The sequence below is a fragment of the Novosphingobium taihuense genome, assembly GCF_007830315.1.
In the GTDB taxonomy this organism is placed as follows: Bacteria; Pseudomonadota; Alphaproteobacteria; order Sphingomonadales; family Sphingomonadaceae; genus Novosphingobium; species Novosphingobium taihuense.
The window spans coordinates 1-18,095 of the sequence record NZ_VLKJ01000024.1 but is presented as its reverse complement, the minus strand read 5'-3'; the positions used below and the strand labels follow the sequence as shown (position 1 = coordinate 18,095).

Below are 18,095 nucleotides of genomic sequence, written 5' to 3'. Positions count from 1 at the left end.
CAGCCATCCGCTCGGCAGTCGAACACGTCTTTGCCGGGCAGAAGCATCGCATGGGCCTGATCGTGCGCACCATCGGCATTGCCCGCGCCCGCATCAAGATCGGCATGGCCAACCTCGCTTACAATTTCCAGCGCCTCACTTGGCTCGAGGGGCGAAGTGTGCCCGCATAACGCGAAAACGGGGTTCAGAGCGGCGCTCCAGTCTTGAAACCCAAGAAAATCAGAGGATCAACCAACCGAAAACGGGGCTCACCAACCCCTCGCTGGCCGTCACGTCCCTATCCTGCCAAAATCAGACGGTTCTTCGAGGTGTCCAAGTGGTATTGCAGAGGCTTCTATCCGAAGCCCAGGCCAGCTAGCGGCCGATGGGTGCTGCCGCGGGAGCTACCCGACCGCGCCTCATTCAAACGTCGCCACAACGCTGCGGGACCGAATGGCGGCTTTCAGGATAGGCGAAGCGCAGGTTGAATGGCCGGTTTTAGGGCGCTTTGCTGACGTGAACCTGGCCCGTCACGAATGGCCGCTTACCGCGTTCTCGGTTCCAACAACAGCCGTTCCGGATCGTCCGCAGTTCCCGTCATTCTCTCGTCGATTGCCGCCCGGAGTGCCAGTAAAAAGGCAGACAAAGCCGCTCGAGAGAAAACACGCAGGATGTCTCACCGTTCGAAATAGATAGATCGGCTCGAGAGTGAGTTGCGGATTAAAGGGGGAGGGCCATTCTAGATGACCCGCCGGGCCAATCTTAATGCCATGGGATAAGAAGGTGGATGCCCCGCGAGGATTCGAACCTCGATAGACGGAATCAGAATCCGTAGTCTTACCATTAGACGACGGGGCAGCGTGTGGGGGCCTCTAAGGCCCGGTTTTCCTTGGGTCAAGGCCCATATCTACATGTCGCTGCAACGTCGCACCGCGTCGCATGCGTCGCAGGTGCGACTTTGGCCGAAAATGTGGGCAAAAAATGGCTAAAACCGCCAAATTATTAAAATGGAAATGGCGGATTTGCGCCATTGTCGATGGCGGACAGCGGCGCGTCTGCAGACGGGAGATTAGACGACGATCCTTCCTGACGGACTTCTACCGGTTAGAACGCTATCTTGCGTCGACAACGAACGACGACATTCCAAACATCTGCTTCGGTCGCTCCCGAACTGTCTGAGCGACGCAATAGGCCGCAACAACGCGTATGCCATGAGACGACAAAAAGCGTGCGGCACCTTTAAGGTGGCCACCCGTCGTATAGACGTCGTCAACAAGGATGCATTCATCAATGTCCGCCCCTCGCTGAAGAGCAAGGTTCTCGGCGATTACTTCGGGTGATCGGCTTCCCTTACCACCAGAGGTCGATCCCATTTCTTGAGTAAACCTAAGCACAGGATGTGCAGAAAATCTGTCGCTGTAAGTGGCGATGGCGTCAGAGATTAGTTGGGCGGTGAACTCAGTCCCAAATGAAGTCGTATTTGACGATGGAACTGGCACAAGGGGACCGCGAAAACCGCCCGAGACCAACTGACCAGCGGCGTGGCCAGCGATCAATCTTAAAGCGCTTGTCCTACCGCGCTTATTAGACTCAACGATTACCTTTCCGCCTTTGCCAAATTTCGAATAACCTTTTACTTCACGACCCTTGATCACCTGAACTAAACGCCACGCCCTCCAATCATCATCTTTCCATTTTATCCCTGCTTCTTCGTAACTTGGATAACCGCATGAAACAAATACCGGAAAACTCATTTTCCGTAAATCTTCTCAAGAAAGCCCTCAGTACTTTCTAAAACTACGCACTTCTCATACTCAAGAAATTTCGAAGGCCAACTCAAACGCCTGTCTTCGACGACACTTTTCGCAAGCCCCAACCATCGCCCAAGCCTAACGCATTCAGCCGCTTGGTGTAGTGTTCCCGACGTCTCAGAAGCTTCGATAATCACGCTAGCGTCCGTCAAAGCTGCCATCGTCCGATTGCGCGCAGGAAAATTTGACGGGAAAGTGCGAGTTCCATTTGGAAATTGAGAGATCAGCAGATGATGCGAGTAGATTTCTTCCTGCAGCTGTGAATTCTCCGCAGGGTAAGCGTTATTAATTGGCGTCCCAATCACTGCAATTACGTCACCGCCTTCTCGAATAGCAGTAGTCAGAGCCTGCGTATCCACACCTGCCGCAAGACCTGAAACCACAACGACATCGTGAGACACAAGCTCGCGCGCAAACCTACTCGCTCTCTTGCGACCTTCGAGGCTGACATTTCTTGTGCCGATGATTGCAATTGATCGACGACGAGTAAGTTCGAAATTTCCTGCGAAAAAAATCTTCAGGTCACTCGCGCCAGACTTTGCAGCAGCCTTGTCCAAAAAGCTGAGTTGCTTTGCTTCGAGCTTGTCTCGACCTGACTGACTGAGAATACTCAGCAGCGTCGTTTCAGACGCGCCTGCTGGACCAATGTATCGAGGTCGCTTAGACATTTCAGAGCCGCTGACCGTCTGAAGCATGACGCAATTTCCATCCCCGCAGGACTGCTGGCGAAGCGTGCCAGATGTCTATCAGCGCCGCAATGGCATAGTTGGTTCCCGTGCGACAAATTCGTCGAATATGGTCAAAGTCGCACCATCACGTCCCTCTAAGTTATTGAAAAATAACAGTCGTCGCGGAACTTACCATTAGACGACGGGGCAACGTGAGGCGCGCAACTAGGGGGCGGGCAGGCGTTAGTCAAGCGGGTCTATGGGCATTTTTGGGCACTGGCCTTGCGGGCGGGGCGCAGCATCGCTAGCATTGCGGGCAAGTACCCGGCGGCATCAGGCGGCGCGGGAAAACATAAGCGAATAAGAGTCATGGCGGGTTCCATTCCGCCGGCAAACGGGCAAGGCGCGCGCCAGAACGGCAAGGCAGGCAGCAAGAAGGGGCAAAGGAAGAAGCCCCGCAGGCCACGCAGCAAAGCCGGGACCAGTGTCCCGCCCAAGATCGCCGGCACGACCAGTCCGCCCGCAACACGCGGCAGCGGCACGCAGGAGGCAGTCGTCAAGGCGGTGCCGGAAATGGCACCCGGTCCGGCTGCGCCTCCCCTGCCCGAACGGTCCGCGGGCTGGCAAAGGCCGCTTCCCCACCATCGTCAGGCCTATGCCGCGATCGATCTCGGCACCAACAACTGCCGCCTGCTGATCGCGCGGCCTTCGGGCGAACACTTCGTGGTGATCGATGCGTTCAGCCGCGTGGTCCGCTTGGGCGAAGGCCTCGCCCAGACCGGGCGCCTGTCCGACGAGGCAATGGACCGCGCGCTCGCCGCGCTCCACGTCTGTGCCGACAAGCTGCGCAAGCGCAATGTCCACCTCGCCCGCTCGGTTGCGACCGAAGCCTGCCGCCGTGCCAGCAACGGTCAGGCGTTCATAGATCGCGTGCGCGACGAGACCGGCATCCACCTCAACATCATCACCGCGCAGGAAGAAGCGCGCCTTGCCGTGCTCGGCTGCCACATCCTGCTCGAACAGGGCACCGGCCCCGCCATGATCTTCGACATCGGCGGCGGATCGACCGAAATGGTGCTGGTCGAAACTGGCGAGACCGTGCCGCGCATTCTCGATTGGCAATCGGTGCCCTGGGGCGTGGTCTCGCTCACCGAAAGCATCGGCGCGATTGCCGACGACCCCCACGCGCGCGCCGTCGCCTATGCCGAGATGCGCCGCCGGGTCGACGAAGGCTTTGCCGACTTTGCCGAACGGGTCCAACCGATGCGCCATATCCGCAGCGAGGAAGGCCATATCCGCCTGCTCGGCACCAGCGGCACGGTGACCACGCTCGCCAGCCTCCATCTCGAACTGCCGCAGTACGACAGGCGCGCAGTCGATGGCCTCGTCGTGCCCGCCGAATCTATGCGCGGCATCAGCCGCCGCCTCTCGACCATGACTCCGGCCGAGCGCATCGCCCTCCCCTGCATCGGGCGCGAGCGCTCGGATCTGGTGGTAGCGGGCTGCGCGATCCTCGAATCGATTCTCGACATCTGGCCGGCCGAACGGCTCGGCATTGCCGATCGCGGCATCCGCGAAGGCATCCTGCGCAGCCTCATGGCCACCGGGCCAGACCCGCGCAGCCCCAAGCGAACGGAAGCAGCATGAGCCGCTCAGGAAAGAATCCCAACGAGCGGCTCAAGACCGCCAAGGGCCGCAGCGCCTCGTCGGTGCGCTGGCTCTCGCGCCAATTGAACGATCCCTACGTCAAGCAGGCCCGGGCCGAGGGCTGGCGCAGCCGCGCCGCCTTCAAGCTCATCGATCTCGACGAGAAGTTCGGGCTGCTGAGGGGCGCAAAGCGCGTCGTCGATCTCGGCATCGCGCCGGGTGGCTGGAGCCAGGTGGTGCGCAAGAAGGCACCTGCCGCAGCCGTGGTCGGGATCGACCTGCTGCCGACCGATCCGATCGAGGGCGTGACCATCTTCGAGATGGACTTCATGGCCGACGAGGCCCCGCAGGCGCTGACCGATGCGCTCGACGGGCCGCCCGATCTGGTCATCTCCGACATGGCCGCCAACACCGTCGGCCACAAGCAGACCGACCACTTGCGCACCATGGGACTTGTCGAAACGGCAGTGGACTTCGCGATTCAGACGCTGGCGCCGGGCGGTGCCTTCGTCGCCAAGGTCTTTGCCGGCGGCACCGATGGCGAACTGCTGACGATCCTCAAGAAGAACTTCACCACCGTGAAGCACGCCAAGCCGCCATCGAGCCGCAAGGATTCCTCGGAATGGTACGTGATCGCGCAAGGCTTCAAAGGCCGCGCGGACGAGGCCGCGCAAGATTCATGAAGCGCGCCGAGCCTGCGTTAACCGCCGACTGACGGCCTGTCGCATCGCGGGACTCAGGGCAAACCCCTAGCTGGCGCAGACAGCAGGCGTGGTTATCAGGGCGTTAACCGACACAATCCGGAACCACCCGATGACCTCCGTCCGCAACCTGCTGCTCCCGCTCATGCTCCTTGTCTTCTCCGGCGAGGCGGCCATGGCGGGAGAGGCAAGAGGATGGTCTGCCGACTGGAAGGTCATCGGCGTGGCGCAGGACCGCACGCAAGTGCTGGTCCGTCCCGAGTCGGTGCGCGAGATCGGCCCTGACAGCGCTCGCGCCTTTCCTGTCCGCCAGGTGTGGGCAGGATTCGATTTCAGCGGCTCCGACACTCTCGAAAGCGGGCGCAAGGTGATCCTGTTCCGCTACGATTGCGCCCAACGCCGCGTGCTCATCGCCGCTGCCACCGACTATGCGCCGGACGGCACCGTGCTCGCCCGCAACACCGTCGCAGCAGACCGGGCCGACCAGTACGAACCGGTCGAGCCCGAAACGCTGAACGCCGCGATCATGGCCGAGGCTTGCCCGGCCTGACCCGCGCTCAATAGGCGGCGGTGAACCGCGCGCGCGGGTGGCGATGCTGCTCGAGCTCGTCGACCATCGCGATGGCATAGTCGGCAAAGCTGATCCGGCTTTCACCTTTCTCGTCGACCACCAGCTGGTCGGTTCCGAGCCGGAACGTGCCGGTACGCGGGCCGACTTCGATGAAGGCGGCGGGCGAGAAGAAGGTCCAGTCGATCTCGGTCTCACCGCGCAGGTCCTTGAGGAAGGCAATGCCGCCACGGATCGCGGGCTTCCATTCCTCCGGCAGGTCCATCGCATCGAACAGGATCTTGCCCGGAGCAACCTCGAGACTTGCCGCCCCGCCGGTTACCAGCAGGCGCGGCACCCCTGCGCTCTTGAGCGCAGAAAGCAGCGTTGCTGCGGTCACGTCGAAATGCAGCGCGCTGATCACCGCATCCACGCCGCGAATCAGCCCGGCCAGCGCCTGCGGATCGGCAGCATCGCCCGCCAACGCCGTCACTCCGGGGGCTGCGGCGATGCCCTCGGGCTTGCGGGCAATGGCAAGAACCTCATGCCCACGACGGGCAAGCTCGGCAGTGATTTCCGATCCGGCGCGACCGCTGGCTCCCAGCACGGCAACTTTCATGGGCGAACTCCTGTGACGACACCCAAGGGTGGTTTCCAATGGATACCAGGTGCGCTATCGTCACATCTCATGCAAGAAGGCACGATTTCCATACCAGGTCACCGCGAAGTGACCGCTCCGGACACAGGGCGCGGCGATGTCTACGCCGCCAATTGCCCGACGCGGCAGCTGCTCGACCGGATCGCCGACAAATGGAGCGCACTCATCCTGCTGCTGCTCTCGCACGAGGATCTGCGCTTCAATGCGCTCAAGCGGCGAATCGAGGGTGTGAGCCAGAAGATGCTCAGCCAGACCCTGCGATCGCTTGAGCGAGACGGCCTCGTCAGCCGCAGCGTGGAGCCGACCGTGCCGGTGACCGTGACTTATGCGATCACGCCATTGGGCCGCGGCCTCGTCGGCGCGCTTTCGGGGATGATAGAATGGGCCGAAACCTGCATGATCGAGGTCTCGGCGGCACAGCGCGCCTATGATCTCAGGCAGGACTCAGCGCGCTGAAACGCCACGCGTCGCATTCCAGTTGAACAGGAAATTGCGCTGCTCGGCCCAAGTCTGGCCCTCCACCCTGTCGCCGACAAGGCACGCTGCGGTGTGATAGGGGCCGAGCCCGTCAGTCGTGCGAAAGCTTACGCAAGTGCGGCCACGATCGGTCTTCCACCGCCCGGCGAGAATCTCGCTTTCGTAGAAGCTGCCCTTGACCGTGCCATCCGCCTGCAGATCGAGCACCATCGGCTTCACATAGGGCTCGTCGGGCTTCGCCGAGAGATCGACGATCCACTCGCCCTGAATGGCAGCGGGAGGCTCGGCGGCGACCGCCGGAACGGCGGCAATTGCGAAGATCAGGGTCACGGCTTTCAGTCGGAGCATCGGCAATCTCCCAAAGCCTTCAGCCTGCGCCCTTCGTACCAGTCTCGCAAGCGGCACCAAAGACACGAAAAAGGCGCCCGGATCGCTCCGGACGCCCAATTCGATTGGCCATGAAAGGCGAAGCTTACTTCTTCGACTTCAGGTAGGCGATCACGTCGGCGCGCTGCTGGGCGTCCGAGATGCCAGCAAAGGTCATCTTGGTCCCTTGCGCGAACTTGGCAGGGCCTGCGAGCCATGCGTCGAGCGTCGCGTCATCCCAGTTTCCGCCCTTGCCCTTGAGCGCGTCGGAGAAGGCATAACCGCCACGGTCACCCGCAACAGGTTCGCCATAGACGCCGAAGAGGTTCGGACCGATGCCATTGGCGCCGCCCTGATCAACGGTGTGGCAAGCCTTGCACTTGGCAAAGATCGCCTCGCCCTTGGCGGCATCGCCAACCAGCGCGACGGCGGCAGGTGCGGCACCGGCAGCCGGAACGGCTTCTGGCGCTGGCAGCGGCAGGTTCGAGCCGAGCGAGTTGAGATAGAGAATGACATTGGCGCGGTCTTCGCCCTTGGGCAGACCTGCGAACGACATCTTGGTACCAGCGGCGAAGGCCTTGGGGTTCTTCAGCCACTCGTTGAGCGTGGCGAAATCCCAGTTGCCGCCCTTGGCAGCCAGATCGGCCGAGTAGGCAAAGCCTGCAGCGTGCTTGCCAACCGGCTTGCCGACGATGCCATAAAGGTTCGGGCCGATGCCGTTGGCGCCGCCCTGTTCGGCAGTGTGGCAGGCCTTGCACTTGGCAAAGACGGCCTCGCCCTTGGCCACGTCACCGGCGGCGAGCAGATTCGCCAGCGGGAGTTCGGCAGCAGCGCCACCCTCCGCGCCTTCCTCGACGACGCCTTCGATCGCGTAGCCCATCGTTTCCGGACGGTGTTCCTTATCGGCAAGGAAATAGTGCGCCGAAAGGCTGGAAAGCCCCAGAGCCACGATGCCCCCGAACAAGGTCCACCCGGCGATGGTATTGAAACGATCGTCCATTTACGAGCCCCATTGGCGCACGCCGACACCTTGTCGACACCCGCGCGAGTTGCCGGTCCCTCTAGTCAGCGCCATGCCGCAGCGCAAGATGGTTTGACTCGCAAATTCGAACTCGCTTGCCCGAAAGGACAGAGCGGCTTAACGCCCGCGCGTCATGCAAAGCTATCCCGCCCCCGCCCTCGCCCTTGTCGAGCAGATGGCTGCAGCCGCAGCCGCAGATCCGGCGCGCGCGGTTTCGTTCCAGGGCGCACCCGGCGCAAACTCGCACCGTGCCGCGATGGAAGCCCTGCCCGACTGCCTGCCGCTACCCTGTTTCTCGTTCGAGGACGCGCTCGATGCGGTGAAGGAAGGCCGTGCCGCCCACGCGATTATCCCGATCGAAAACTCGCAGCACGGGCGCGTGGCAGACATCCACTTCCTCCTGCCCGAAAGCGGGCTCTCGATCGTGGGCGAGCATTTCCTCGAGATTCACGCCAGCCTGATGGCGCTGGGCGACGGTCCCTTCACCGCTGCCTACAGCCACCCCCAGGCACTCGGCCAGTCGCGCTTCTACCTGCGCGACCGGGGCATCGTGCCGATGAGCTATGCCGACACCGCAGGCGCTGCTGCCTATGTGGCCGAGCTGGGCGATCCCACGGTCGCCGCGCTTGCCCCACGCATCGCTGCCGAGCTCTATGGCCTCAAGGTGATCGAGGACAACGTCGAGGACGCGCACGACAACACCACGCGATTCGTGATCCTGTCCAGGACACCGCGCGATCCCGCAACGATCACCGGCCCGGCGATGACGACCTTCGTGTTCGAAGTGCGCAACATCCCCGCCGCGCTCTACAAGGCGCTGGGCGGATTTGCGACGAACGGCGTCAACATGACCAAGCTGGAGAGCTACCAGCGCGGCGCGAGCTTTGCCGCGACCGAGTTCTTTGCCGACATCGTCGGAGCCCCGGGCGAGCACGCGGTCGACCTTGCGTTCGAGGAACTTGGCTTTTTCGCCAAGGACCTGCGCATGCTCGGCACCTATCCGATGGAACGCATCCGCGGCGGCTGATCGGATGCAGTTGCGCTTGCCCGGCGTCCAGAGCCGTGCAACGTTCGCGACGTGACGGCACCCGGGGCGGCAATTTCGGCAAAGAGCGACGTGGCGGCGGCAGAGGCTGCGTGGGCTGCGGTGCGCAATTCGGCCGACATCCAGTTCGCCCCCGTCCCGCCCGATCCGCCACCCGTCACGCCCGAATGGCTGCAGGCGCTTGGCCGTTTCCTCGAATGGCTGTTCTCGCCCCTTGGCCGCCTGCTCGGCAGCGGTTGGAGCGTGATCGAGATGGTCTTGCTCGTCAGCGCCTGCATCGGTGCGGTGTGGATCGCGTGGGCCCTGCTCTGGCCGCTCTGGCGCGACCGCAAGGGCAAGGCCCGAATCGCGGCTCCGGAATGGACGCCCCCGCGCGAGGAAGCGCTGGCCCTGCTCGAAGACGCTGACCGGCTCGCCGCGCAAGGCCTTTTTGGCGAAGCCGCACACCTCCTGCTCCAGCGCAGCATCGGCCAGATCGCCCGCGTCCGTCCTGACTGGCTCAGTCCGTCGAGCACAGCGCGCGAGATCGGCATGATTCGCGCCCTGCCATCCGAAGCCCGCAGCGCCTTCGGCACGATTTCCGCGCTGGTCGAACGCGCCCGCTATGCGCTCAGCCCGCTCGGGGCCGAAGACTGGTCCACCGCGCGCGAGGCCTATTCGCGCTTCGCCCTTCAGCAGCTGCCCACCGGCACCGCAGGTGCCGCTGCATGAGCGCGGCCCCCGCTCCCTTTTCGCGCGGAACGATCATCGGCATGCTGCTGACAGGCGCGCTCGCCTTCGTCGCGCTGCTCTGGTTTCTCGGCAACGGCACCGGCGGCAGCGGCAACAATGGCGGCGCGCATGTCGGCGGGCAGGGCCTCAACGGCTATGCCGGGCTCGCCCGGATGCTCGAGGCCGAAGGGCTCGACGTCCAGCGCCAGCGCAACCGCCGCACGCTCGAAATTGCAACAGGCCTGCTGATCCTGACGCCGCCTGCCGAAGCCGACGGCAAGGAAATCGCCAAGGTGGTCGAAGCCCATCGCTATCTTGGGCCGACCATCGTCGTCACGCCCAAATGGTTCGCGATGGGTGCAGGCTCCAGCAAGGCCAAGCGCGGCTGGGTGCAGCTGATCTCCACGCAAGGCCCCGAATGGCGCGGCTTTGCCGACAACGTGACAGTCGCCATCGGCAAGGAAGATGGCCCGGCCGCTCGTGGCTGGAAGCTGGGCGAACGGCGCGGCCCCCTGCCCGACGACCGGCAGGTCGAATCCGGTTCGGGCAAGGGACTGGTCCCGATCGTCACATCGGGCGATGGTCGCATCCTCGCCGCATGGCTCGACGATGACGGCTACTATCCCGCGCTCAATCGCCTGGCGGGCGTGGACCCGGACTACGGCGGCGACAACGAGGAAATCTACCCGGTCGTGCTGGTGTTCGAGCCCGACCTGCTCGACAACTGGGGCCTTGCCGACAAGTCCACCGCCCTGCTCGCACGCGATCTGGTGACGGCCACTGCAGACGATGACAGCATGTCGATCATCTTCGATATGACCTTCAATGGCTTCGGCGCAAACCGGAACCTGCTCACCCTCGCGTTCGAGCCACCCTTCCTCGCCGCCACGATCTGCCTGCTGCTGGCCGCCCTTGCCGTTGCATGGCGCGCGTTCAACCGCTTCGGTCCACCCTTGCGCGAAGGGCCCGACATCGCGATGGGCAAGGCCGCGCTGGTCGCCAATGCCGCTGGCCTGATCCGCCGCGCCGGCCGCGTCCACCTCGCCGCCGCGCCTTATGCCGATGCCGCGCGCGAACGCATAGCGCTGGCGCTCGGCCTGCCGCGCGGGCTTTCGCCGCCAGAGATCGAACACCTGATCGACCAGACGCTGCAGCGCCGGGGCATCGAAGGCCCCGCGTTCTCCACTGCGGCAAAGCATTTGCGCGATGCCCGCAAGCCGCACGAACTGACCAGGCGGGCACTGGTCCTGCAACAGATAGAAAGGCACCTGAAGTGACCGCTGAGACATCTCACATGACTTTGGCCGATCTCGGCGCGCTGGCCGGTGCGATCCGCGCCGAAGTGGGCAAGGCCGTGGTCGGACAGGATGAGGTGCTCGACCATCTCCTCGTCGCGCTCTTCGCAGGCGGCCACGTCCTGCTGGAAGGCCCGCCCGGAACCGCAAAGACCTTCCTCGCGCAAAGCTTCGCCGCCGCCTTGGGCCTCGATTTCGGGCGCATCCAGTTCACGCCGGATCTCATGCCGGGCGACATTCTCGGCTCGAACCTGTTCAACTTCCAGACCAGCCAGTTCACCCTGACGCGCGGCCCGATCTTCCACGAACTGCTGCTGGCAGACGAGATCAACCGCACCCCGCCCAAGACGCAGGCCGCCCTGCTCGAAGCGATGCAGGAACGCCGCGTCACGTTGGACGGAGAGGCGCACGCCCTGTCCGACCGCTTCATGGTCGTCGCCACGCAGAACCCGATCGAGAGCCAGGGCGTCTATCCGCTGCCCGAAGCCCAGCTCGACCGCTTCCTGTTCAAGCTGCTGGTGTCCTACCCCTCGGCGGAAGAGGAAGCGCGCATCGTCACCCGCTACGGCGAGGGACGCGGCGCGCCAAAGCCCGCCGAGCTCGGCATTGCCGCCGTGGCTGACGAAGCCCAGCTCAAGGCCGCGCAAGCAGCCGTCGCCTCGGTGACCATGGCCGAAGCAGTGGTCGATTACGTCGTCCGCCTGATCCGCGCGACGCGCGAAAGTGGGGATCTCGTCGTCGGTGCCAGCCCCCGCGCCGCCGTGCTGCTCGCCGGGTCCGCCCGCGCCCGCGCCGCGCTCGATGGTCGCAACTATGTGATCCCCGACGACGTCAAGGCGCTCGCCACCGCCGTCCTGCGCCACCGCCTGATGCTCAGCCCTGCCGCAGAAATCGAAGGCAAGCAGGTCGAAGCCATCGTCGCCGCTCTGGTCGAAGGCACGGAAGCCCCCCGTTGAGCAGGCCCGCCGCCCTCCTGCCCTCTGGCCGCGCGGTGCTGATCATCGCCGGCCTCGCGCCGCTTGCGCTGGTGCTCGCCGCCGCCGCGCCCGGTGCATGGATCGCGGCCCCGGCGATCGGCGGCGCGCTGCTGGTGCTGGTCCTGCTCGACGGTCTGTTCGCCGGGTCGCTGGCAGACCTGCGCGTGATCGCCCCGGCGGACACGGAAGTGGGCGAACCATCGCAGATCACCATTCTGGCCGATCTTGCCCGCATCGGCGCCCGCGCGCGGCCCGAAGCCGCGCTCGAATGCGACCCGCGCCTGGCGCCCGGTGGGCGCATCGCGCTGCCCCTGACATTCAGCGATGGCGCATGGAGCGGCACCGCAGACATCGCCCCCACCCGGCGTGGAACCGGCGCGCTCTCCCGCGTCTGGCTGCGCTGGAACGGCCCGCTTGGCCTTGCCCATCGCCAGATCACCCGCGCGCTCGAAGCCGAAGTGCGGGTCTGGCCGAACATTGCCCCAGTGCGCAGCCCGGCGTTGCAGATCTTCCTGCGCGATGCCCAGTTCGGCCTGATCGCCCGCCGCATCCGGGGCGAAGGCACTGATTTCGAAGCGCTCGCCGAATACGAACCGGGCATGGACCGCCGCCGGATCGACTGGAAAAGTTCCGCCCGCCACGCCCGCCTATTCGCCAAGGAATACGAGGTCGAGCGCAACAACCAGATCGTCTTCGCCTTCGACTGCGGACAATCGATGTGCGAGCCTATCGAAGGCCTGCCAAGGATCGACCGCGCGGTGACCGCCGCACTCACCACCGCCTATGTCGCATTGAAGGCGCAGGATCGCGTCGCCCTGTTCGGCTTTGCCGCAAGGCCGGAAGTAGCCACGCCCTTCGTCACCGACAGCCGCGATTTCGCCCGGCTCCAGCGCGCCGCCGCCCAGCTCGATTATCATCCCGGCGAGCCCAATTTCACCCTCGCCCTGTCCACATTGGCCGCGCGCCTGCAGCGCCGCTCGCTGATCGTGCTGTTTTCCGATTTCACCGATCCAACCAGCGCCGAACTGATGGTCGAGAACGTCGGCAGGCTGGTCGAAAAGCACCTCGTGCTCTTCGTGGTGATGACCGACGCCGAACTCGCCGCCCTCGCCACGGCGCCAGTCACCGACATGCAGTCCGTCGCCGAAGCTGTCACCGCCACTGGCCTTGCCCGCCAGCGCGCACTGGTGCTCCAACGCCTGCGCCATCTCGGCGTGCGCGTGCTTGAGGCGCGGCATGACCAGATCGGCACGCGGCTGCTCGATGCCTACCTTGCGATCAAACGCGAAGGGAGGATCGGATGAACGCAGGTACCACGGGAATTGCCCAGCGCATCGGCGGCTGGTTCGCCAAGCCGACCGAGGCCGCCGTCGCCGCCGAACAGGCCGCCCTGCGCTCCGACCGCTTCCGGCTAGAACGCGAGGGTGACTGGAAGCGCCTCGATGCCATCGTCAAGGCCATGGAAGCGGGCCGCACCCGCCGCGTATCTGACGAGGACCTGCTCGCCCTTCCCGCACTCTACCGCACCGCCGCGTCGAGCCTTGCCATCGCTCGCGAAACCTCGCTCGATGCCGCGCTGGTCGCCTACCTCGAAGCACTGACCCAGCGCGCGTGGTTCCTCGTCTATGGGCCCCGCGCCTCGCTGTGGTCATGGCTGCGCAGCTTCCTTGGCGGCGGCTGGAGCGCCAGCGTGCGCGGCATGGCGCTCGACATCCTGATCGCGCTTGCGCTGATGGTGGCCGGAACCGTGGTCGGCTGGCTCCTCGTCGCATCGAATCCCGAGTGGTATTATTCGCTCGTCCCCGGGGGCTTTGCCGACGTGCGCGTGCCCGGCGCCAGCCGCGAGGTGCTGCACGGAACGCTGTTCGGCAATCAGGATCAGAACGGCATGAGCGTGTTCGCCGCCGAATTGTTCAGCAACAACGCGCAGGTCTCGATCCTGTGCTTTGCGCTCGGCTTTGCCTTCGGCCTGCCGACGATGCTGCTGCTGATCCACAATACCGCGTTGCTGGGCGCCATGCTGTGGCTCTATCATGGACAGGGCCTGCTGCTCGATCTGGTCGGCTGGCTCGCCATCCACGGCACGACCGAACTTTTCGCGATCCTGCTCGCAGGCGCGGCGGGCATCCACATCGGCCGCTCTATGGCCTTTCCGGGCAACCAACCGGTGGTCGAGGCGGCGGCAACGGCGGGGCGGCGTGCCGCGCAAGTGATGACCGGTGTCGTGCTGATGCTGATCGTCGCCGCCCTGCTCGAAGGCTTTGCCCGCCAGCTTGTCGATTCCACGCCCTCGCGATTGACGGTGGGCGGCTTCATGCTGGTGCTTTGGACCGGATACTTCTTCGCCTTCCGGCGGGGCGCGCGCTGATGGCGTGGAAGCCCTCACTTCGCCGCAAGGACAACGCCAGCCCTGCCAGCAGGATCAAGGCACACGAGGAGCGCCGACAGCGCATCGTGATCACGCCGGAAGGCGTACCGATTCCGTTCACTCTCGCCTCACGCGGAGCACGCGCCGGGGCGCTGTTCCTCGACCTTGCGATGATTTTCGGCGCGATGATCGGGGCAACGCTGATCCTTGCGCGCATCGCGCAAGGCGCGGGCATCAATCTCAACGACAGCAATTCGCCCGCTGGCCGTGCGGTGCAGGCATTGTCGGTGCTGTGGATCATCATGCTGTTCCTGTTCCGCAACGCCTGGTTCCTGTTCTTCGAACTCGGCCCCCGCGGCGCAACGCCGGGCAAGCGCATCACCGGCATCCGCATTGCCGCACGGGCGCGCGGCAAGGATGGCGGCAGGCTCACCACCGAAGCGGTGATCGCCCGCAATCTGGTGCGCGACATCGAACTGTTCATGCCGCTGATCTTCATCATCGTGGCCAGTGTCGATGGCGGCGATGCCGAAATGGCGGCTTGGGCGGGGCTCGTATGGTTCCTGCTCTTCGCACTCTTCCCGTTCTTCAACCGTGACCGGCTGCGCTGTGGTGATCTGATCGCCGGAACCTGGGTGGTCGAGGCGCCCAAGCGCAAGCTCGAACAGGCGCTTTCGGTCGGCGATGGCGCAAAGGGTCTCTCTGCCGAAACCGGCGCACAGTACCGCTTCGGCGACGCCGATCTTGCCGTCTATGGCGAGTTCGAACTGCAGGTCCTCGAACGCGTCCTGCGCGAAAACCGCACAGACGCGCTTCGTGACGTCGCCCGCACGATCTGCGCCAAGATTGGCTGGGACGCGGGCGCGGGTGACGAGCGCGCTTTCCTCGAGGCCTACTACGCCCAGCTCCGCGCCCGTCTCGAAACCGGCATGCGCTTCGGCAAACGCAAGGCCGACAAGCACGCCTGAGGTTAGGGTCAGGACCTAAGCCCCCGGCACCTGGCCGGAGGCTTGGCGCCTGGTCAGTTACGCCATTTCCACGAGCGCAGCAGCATCGAACCCATGACCTTGCGGTACTTGGCCCGCTCGCCCGAACTGGCCTGCATCTGGGCCGCGGTCGTCGCCATGTAGGCGTTGTAGGCCTTCTCGCGCGCATCTTCCTGCGCCGGATCGGCAAACTTTGCGAATCGGGTGATCAGGAAGAAGTCCGGCTCACCGGGGCGCTTGTTCTCGTTGCTCTGGATCTCGTAGCCGGTGATCCAGCCCTGCTTCACGGCGAAGTCCTGACCCTTTCGCCACATTCCGGCCAGGTGATTGGCATATTCCAGATCATGCCCGTCATCGACAGAGATCATTGAAACGGAGACATAATCTCCCGGCACGACGGGATATTCCTGTGCGGCAAGCGGCGTTGCAAAGCCGAGCATGAGCGCCGGCAGGATCATCAGCTTTTTCATGACATTCTCCCCTGTACCGCCCGCGCCGGTGATCGGCGGGAGCGCGTATGCTTGGGCGGGGCGACCCATTTACAGCTCGTCTCAAGCCTTGCGAGACTGCGCCTCTTCGTGCTCAGAAGTCAAACGTTGCGCATGGAGGCAGGGCATGGCCGAACTTTCGATCATCGAAGACGATCTTTCCGGCGAGGCGATCCGCAGCCTTGTGGCGGTCCATCTCTCCGGAATGCATGCCAATTCTCCCGCCTGCAAGGTCCACGCGCTGCCTGTCGAGAAGCTGCGCGATCCCGGCGTGACCTTCTATTCGGCGTGGGTCGGCGAGGCGCTGGCAGGAATGGGCGCGATCCGCGAGCTTGACGAAGCGCACGGCGAACTCAAGTCCATGCGCGTTGCAAGTGATTGGTTGGGAAAGAAAATCGGGGAAGCCATGCTGCTTCACCTGCTCAGCGTGGCGCGGCAACGTGGCTACCGCCGGGTCAGCCTAGAAACCGGCCAGGGCGCCGCCTTCGAACCAGCGCTGGGCCTCTATCGCAAGCACGGCTTCAGTAACTGCGAAGCCTTCGCCGACTATGTTCTGGACGACTTCAGTCAATGTCTGACGCTGGAACTTGATTAACCCATATGGAGTGTTTCCCTGGGGAAACACTCCAACATGGCGTTGCGGTCTGGTGCTGTGGGTCGGGTTCAGAGCTTGCCGGTGAGTTCCGGGACGAGCGTGAACAGGTCGCCGACGAGGCCGATGTCTGCCACCTGGAAGATCGGGGCGTCCTCGTCCTTGTTGATGGCGATGATGGTCTTGGAGTCCTTCATGCCGGCAAGGTGCTGGATCGCGCCCGAGATGCCGACCGCGATGTAGACTTCCGGAGCGACGATCTTGCCGGTCTGGCCGACCTGGTAGTCGTTGGGCACGTAGCCTGCGTCGACTGCTGCGCGCGATGCGCCGATGCCTGCGTTCAGCTTGTCGGCCAGCGGGGTGATCACTGCCTCGAAGGTGGCAGCGTCCTTCAGCGCGCGGCCGCCCGAGACGATGATCTTGGCCGAGGTGAGTTCCGGGCGCTCGGACTTGGCGATCTCGGCGCTGACGAAAGTGCTGAGGCCGCTGTCTGCGGTAGCGGAGACAGCTTCGACGCTGGCTGATCCGCCGGTGGCAGCGGCCTTGGCAAAGGCAGTGCCGCGCACGGTGATCACCAGTTTGGCATCCGAGCTTTCGACCGTGGCGATGGCGTTGCCAGCGTAGATCGGACGGGTGAAGGTCTTGGGCCCTTCGACCGAGAGGATGTCCGAGACCTGCATCACGTCGAGCAGCGCGGCAACGCGCGGGGCGACGTTCTTGCCGGTGGTGGTAGCGGGCGCGACGAAGGCGTCGTAATCGGCCATCAGGCCTGCGACGAGCGGCGCGACGTTTTCAGCGAGCGCGTTGGCGAGCGCTGCGTCATCGGCCTTGAGCACCTTGGCGACGCCTGCGATCTGCGCGGCGGCACTTGCAGCGGCATCGCAGTTGGCGCCTGCGACCAGCGCGGTCACTTCGCCCAGTTGCGATGCGGCAGTGACGGCAGCGAGGGTGGCGTCCTTGACCGACGCGTTGTCGTGTTCGACGAGAACGAGAACATTGGCCATGTCAGGCTACTCCCATTTCCTTGAGCTTGGCGACCAGCGTGTCGACATCGGGCACCTTGATGCCGGCCGAGCGCACCGGCGGTTCGCTGACCTTGAGCGTCTTGAGGCGCGGTGCGATGTCCACGCCGTAGTCGGCGGGCGTCTTGTTGGCCAGCGGCTTGGACTTGGCCTTCATGATGTTGGGCAGCGAGGCATAGCGCGGCTCGTTGAGGCGCAGGTCGGTGGTGACCACCGCAGGCAGCGCCAGCTTCACGGTCTGCAGGCCGCCGTCGATCTCGCGCTTGACGACGACCGCGTCGCCCTCGACCGAGACTTCGTTGGCGAAGGTGCCCTGCGGGCGGCCGAGCAGCGCGGCGACCATCTGGCCGACCTGGTTGCTGTCATCGTCGATCGCCTGCTTGCCGGTGATGATCAGAGCGGGCTGCTCCTCGTCGGCAATCCCCTTGATGATCTTGGCCACAGCCAGCGGCTCGACCTCGGTGCCATCGTCAACCTGCACCAGCACCGCCCGGTCAGCACCCATCGCCAGCGCCGTGCGCAGAGTTTCCTGCGATTTCGCAACGCCCACCGACACCGCCACGATCTCGGTCACCACGCCCTTTTCCTTCAGGCGAATGGCTTCCTCGACCGCGATCTCGTCAAACGGGTTCATGCTCATCTTCACGTTCGCAAGATCAACACCACTCCCGTCCGCCTTCACCCGAGGCTTCACGTTGTAGTCAATCACCCGCTTCACGCAGACCAGGGCTTTCAT

The 18,095-nt window shown here is 64.3% G+C and carries 20 protein-coding genes, 1 tRNA gene and 1 pseudogene; 13 read left to right on the top strand and 9 right to left on the bottom strand.

What is annotated here, in order from left to right; all coding sequences use genetic code 11:
• A pseudogene (locus IQ25_RS20685) lies at nt 1-170 on the top strand (IS5/IS1182 family transposase); the annotation flags it as partial.
• 593 nt (nt 171-763) lie between these two features.
• On the opposite strand, the gene IQ25_RS20680 reads toward IQ25_RS20685, so the two are convergent.
• The 3 genes from IQ25_RS20680 to IQ25_RS20670 all read right to left on the bottom strand — a co-directional run bounded on the left by IQ25_RS20680 (nt 764) and on the right by IQ25_RS20670 (nt 2,485).
• Nucleotides 764-837, bottom strand: a tRNA-Gln gene (locus IQ25_RS20680).
• A 254-nt stretch (nt 838-1,091) separates the two neighbouring features.
• A complete protein-coding gene (locus tag IQ25_RS20675; RefSeq protein ID WP_144908174.1) occupies nt 1,092-1,733 on the bottom strand; it encodes a hypothetical protein in 642 nt (213 codons plus the stop codon).
• Nucleotides 1,730-2,485: a DNA-processing protein DprA gene (locus IQ25_RS20670; protein WP_220094576.1), complete on the bottom strand. Its 756-nt coding sequence runs from the start codon at nt 2,483-2,485 to the stop codon at nt 1,730-1,732. The genes IQ25_RS20675 and IQ25_RS20670 overlap by 4 nt, the downstream gene beginning before the upstream one ends.
• 342 nt (nt 2,486-2,827) lie before the next feature.
• Between IQ25_RS20670 and IQ25_RS20665 the strand changes: the two genes are divergently transcribed.
• From IQ25_RS20665 to IQ25_RS20655, 3 genes are all read left to right on the top strand, one after another.
• Nucleotides 2,828-4,105 carry a Ppx/GppA phosphatase family protein gene (locus tag IQ25_RS20665; protein WP_144908173.1) on the top strand — a complete coding sequence of 426 codons (1,278 nt, stop codon included), beginning with the start codon at nt 2,828-2,830 and terminating at the stop codon, nt 4,103-4,105.
• Nucleotides 4,102-4,788 carry an RlmE family RNA methyltransferase gene (locus tag IQ25_RS20660; protein WP_144908172.1) on the top strand — a complete coding sequence of 229 codons (687 nt, stop codon included), beginning with the start codon at nt 4,102-4,104 and terminating at the stop codon, nt 4,786-4,788. The genes IQ25_RS20665 and IQ25_RS20660 overlap by 4 nt, the downstream gene beginning before the upstream one ends.
• Before the next feature lie 130 nt (nt 4,789-4,918).
• On the top strand, nt 4,919-5,356 hold the full coding sequence (locus tag IQ25_RS20655) for a surface-adhesin E family protein (RefSeq protein ID WP_144908171.1): 438 nt from the start codon (nt 4,919-4,921) through the stop codon (nt 5,354-5,356).
• Between the two features lie 7 nt (nt 5,357-5,363).
• Here the strand turns inward: IQ25_RS20655 and IQ25_RS20650 are convergent, their stop codons facing one another.
• Nucleotides 5,364-5,972 (bottom strand): NAD(P)-dependent oxidoreductase, encoded by a 609-nt coding sequence (locus tag IQ25_RS20650; protein WP_144908170.1) that lies wholly within the window; start codon nt 5,970-5,972, stop codon nt 5,364-5,366.
• Between the two features lie 108 nt (nt 5,973-6,080).
• Here IQ25_RS20650 and IQ25_RS20645 point away from each other — a divergent pair, with 108 nt between their 5' ends.
• On the top strand, nt 6,081-6,467 hold the full coding sequence (locus IQ25_RS20645) for a winged helix-turn-helix transcriptional regulator (RefSeq protein WP_407070612.1): 387 nt from the start codon (nt 6,081-6,083) through the stop codon (nt 6,465-6,467).
• Here IQ25_RS20645 and IQ25_RS20640 read toward each other — a convergent pair.
• Together IQ25_RS20640 and IQ25_RS21505 are read right to left on the bottom strand one after the other, a co-directional pair.
• Nucleotides 6,456-6,836, bottom strand: a complete 381-nt coding sequence (locus tag IQ25_RS20640; RefSeq protein WP_220094575.1) for a hypothetical protein — start codon at nt 6,834-6,836, stop codon at nt 6,456-6,458. The genes IQ25_RS20645 and IQ25_RS20640 overlap by 12 nt on opposite strands.
• A gap of 124 nt (nt 6,837-6,960) precedes the next feature.
• Nucleotides 6,961-7,854: a c-type cytochrome gene (locus IQ25_RS21505; RefSeq protein WP_144908168.1), complete on the bottom strand. Its 894-nt coding sequence runs from the start codon at nt 7,852-7,854 to the stop codon at nt 6,961-6,963.
• 154 nt (nt 7,855-8,008) lie between these two features.
• Between IQ25_RS21505 and IQ25_RS20630 the strand changes: the two genes are divergently transcribed.
• The 7 genes from IQ25_RS20630 to IQ25_RS20600 are packed head-to-tail and all read left to right on the top strand — an operon-like array spanning nt 8,009 to nt 15,239.
• On the top strand, nt 8,009-8,902 hold the full coding sequence (locus IQ25_RS20630) for a prephenate dehydratase (protein ID WP_144908167.1): 894 nt from the start codon (nt 8,009-8,011) through the stop codon (nt 8,900-8,902).
• A 51-nt stretch (nt 8,903-8,953) separates the two neighbouring features.
• Nucleotides 8,954-9,631, top strand: a complete 678-nt coding sequence (locus IQ25_RS20625; RefSeq protein WP_144908166.1) for a DUF4129 domain-containing protein — start codon at nt 8,954-8,956, stop codon at nt 9,629-9,631.
• Complete coding sequence (locus IQ25_RS20620; protein ID WP_144908165.1) at nt 9,628-10,908, top strand: DUF4350 domain-containing protein; 1,281 nt, start codon at nt 9,628-9,630, stop codon at nt 10,906-10,908. The genes IQ25_RS20625 and IQ25_RS20620 overlap by 4 nt, the downstream gene beginning before the upstream one ends.
• A gap of 17 nt (nt 10,909-10,925) precedes the next feature.
• Nucleotides 10,926-11,882: an AAA family ATPase gene (locus IQ25_RS20615; RefSeq protein ID WP_144908164.1), complete on the top strand. Its 957-nt coding sequence runs from the start codon at nt 10,926-10,928 to the stop codon at nt 11,880-11,882.
• Nucleotides 11,879-13,207: a DUF58 domain-containing protein gene (locus IQ25_RS20610; protein WP_144908163.1), complete on the top strand. Its 1,329-nt coding sequence runs from the start codon at nt 11,879-11,881 to the stop codon at nt 13,205-13,207. The genes IQ25_RS20615 and IQ25_RS20610 overlap by 4 nt, the downstream gene beginning before the upstream one ends.
• Nucleotides 13,204-14,271, top strand: coding sequence for a stage II sporulation protein M (locus IQ25_RS20605; RefSeq protein WP_144908162.1), 1,068 nt, complete (start codon nt 13,204-13,206; stop codon nt 14,269-14,271). The genes IQ25_RS20610 and IQ25_RS20605 overlap by 4 nt, the downstream gene beginning before the upstream one ends.
• Complete coding sequence (locus tag IQ25_RS20600) at nt 14,271-15,239, top strand: RDD family protein (protein ID WP_144908161.1); 969 nt, start codon at nt 14,271-14,273, stop codon at nt 15,237-15,239. The genes IQ25_RS20605 and IQ25_RS20600 overlap by 1 nt, the downstream gene beginning before the upstream one ends.
• 53 nt (nt 15,240-15,292) lie before the next feature.
• Here the strand turns inward: IQ25_RS20600 and IQ25_RS20595 are convergent, their stop codons facing one another.
• The gene (locus IQ25_RS20595) at nt 15,293-15,727 is read right to left on the bottom strand and encodes a hypothetical protein (RefSeq protein WP_144908160.1); all 435 of its coding nucleotides are present in this window, start codon (nt 15,725-15,727) and stop codon (nt 15,293-15,295) included.
• 145 nt (nt 15,728-15,872) lie between these two features.
• On the opposite strand from IQ25_RS20595, the gene IQ25_RS20590 reads away from it, so the two are divergent.
• Complete coding sequence (locus tag IQ25_RS20590; protein WP_144908159.1) at nt 15,873-16,340, top strand: GNAT family N-acetyltransferase; 468 nt, start codon at nt 15,873-15,875, stop codon at nt 16,338-16,340.
• A 68-nt stretch (nt 16,341-16,408) separates the two neighbouring features.
• Here the strand turns inward: IQ25_RS20590 and IQ25_RS20585 are convergent, their stop codons facing one another.
• Together IQ25_RS20585 and IQ25_RS20580 are read right to left on the bottom strand one after the other, a co-directional pair.
• Nucleotides 16,409-17,341 (bottom strand): electron transfer flavoprotein subunit alpha/FixB family protein, encoded by a 933-nt coding sequence (locus IQ25_RS20585; RefSeq protein WP_144907818.1) that lies wholly within the window; start codon nt 17,339-17,341, stop codon nt 16,409-16,411.
• A gap of 1 nt (nt 17,342) precedes the next feature.
• A partial coding sequence (locus IQ25_RS20580) for an electron transfer flavoprotein subunit beta/FixA family protein (protein WP_144907870.1) occupies nt 17,343-18,095 on the bottom strand: 753 nt, incomplete at its 5' end.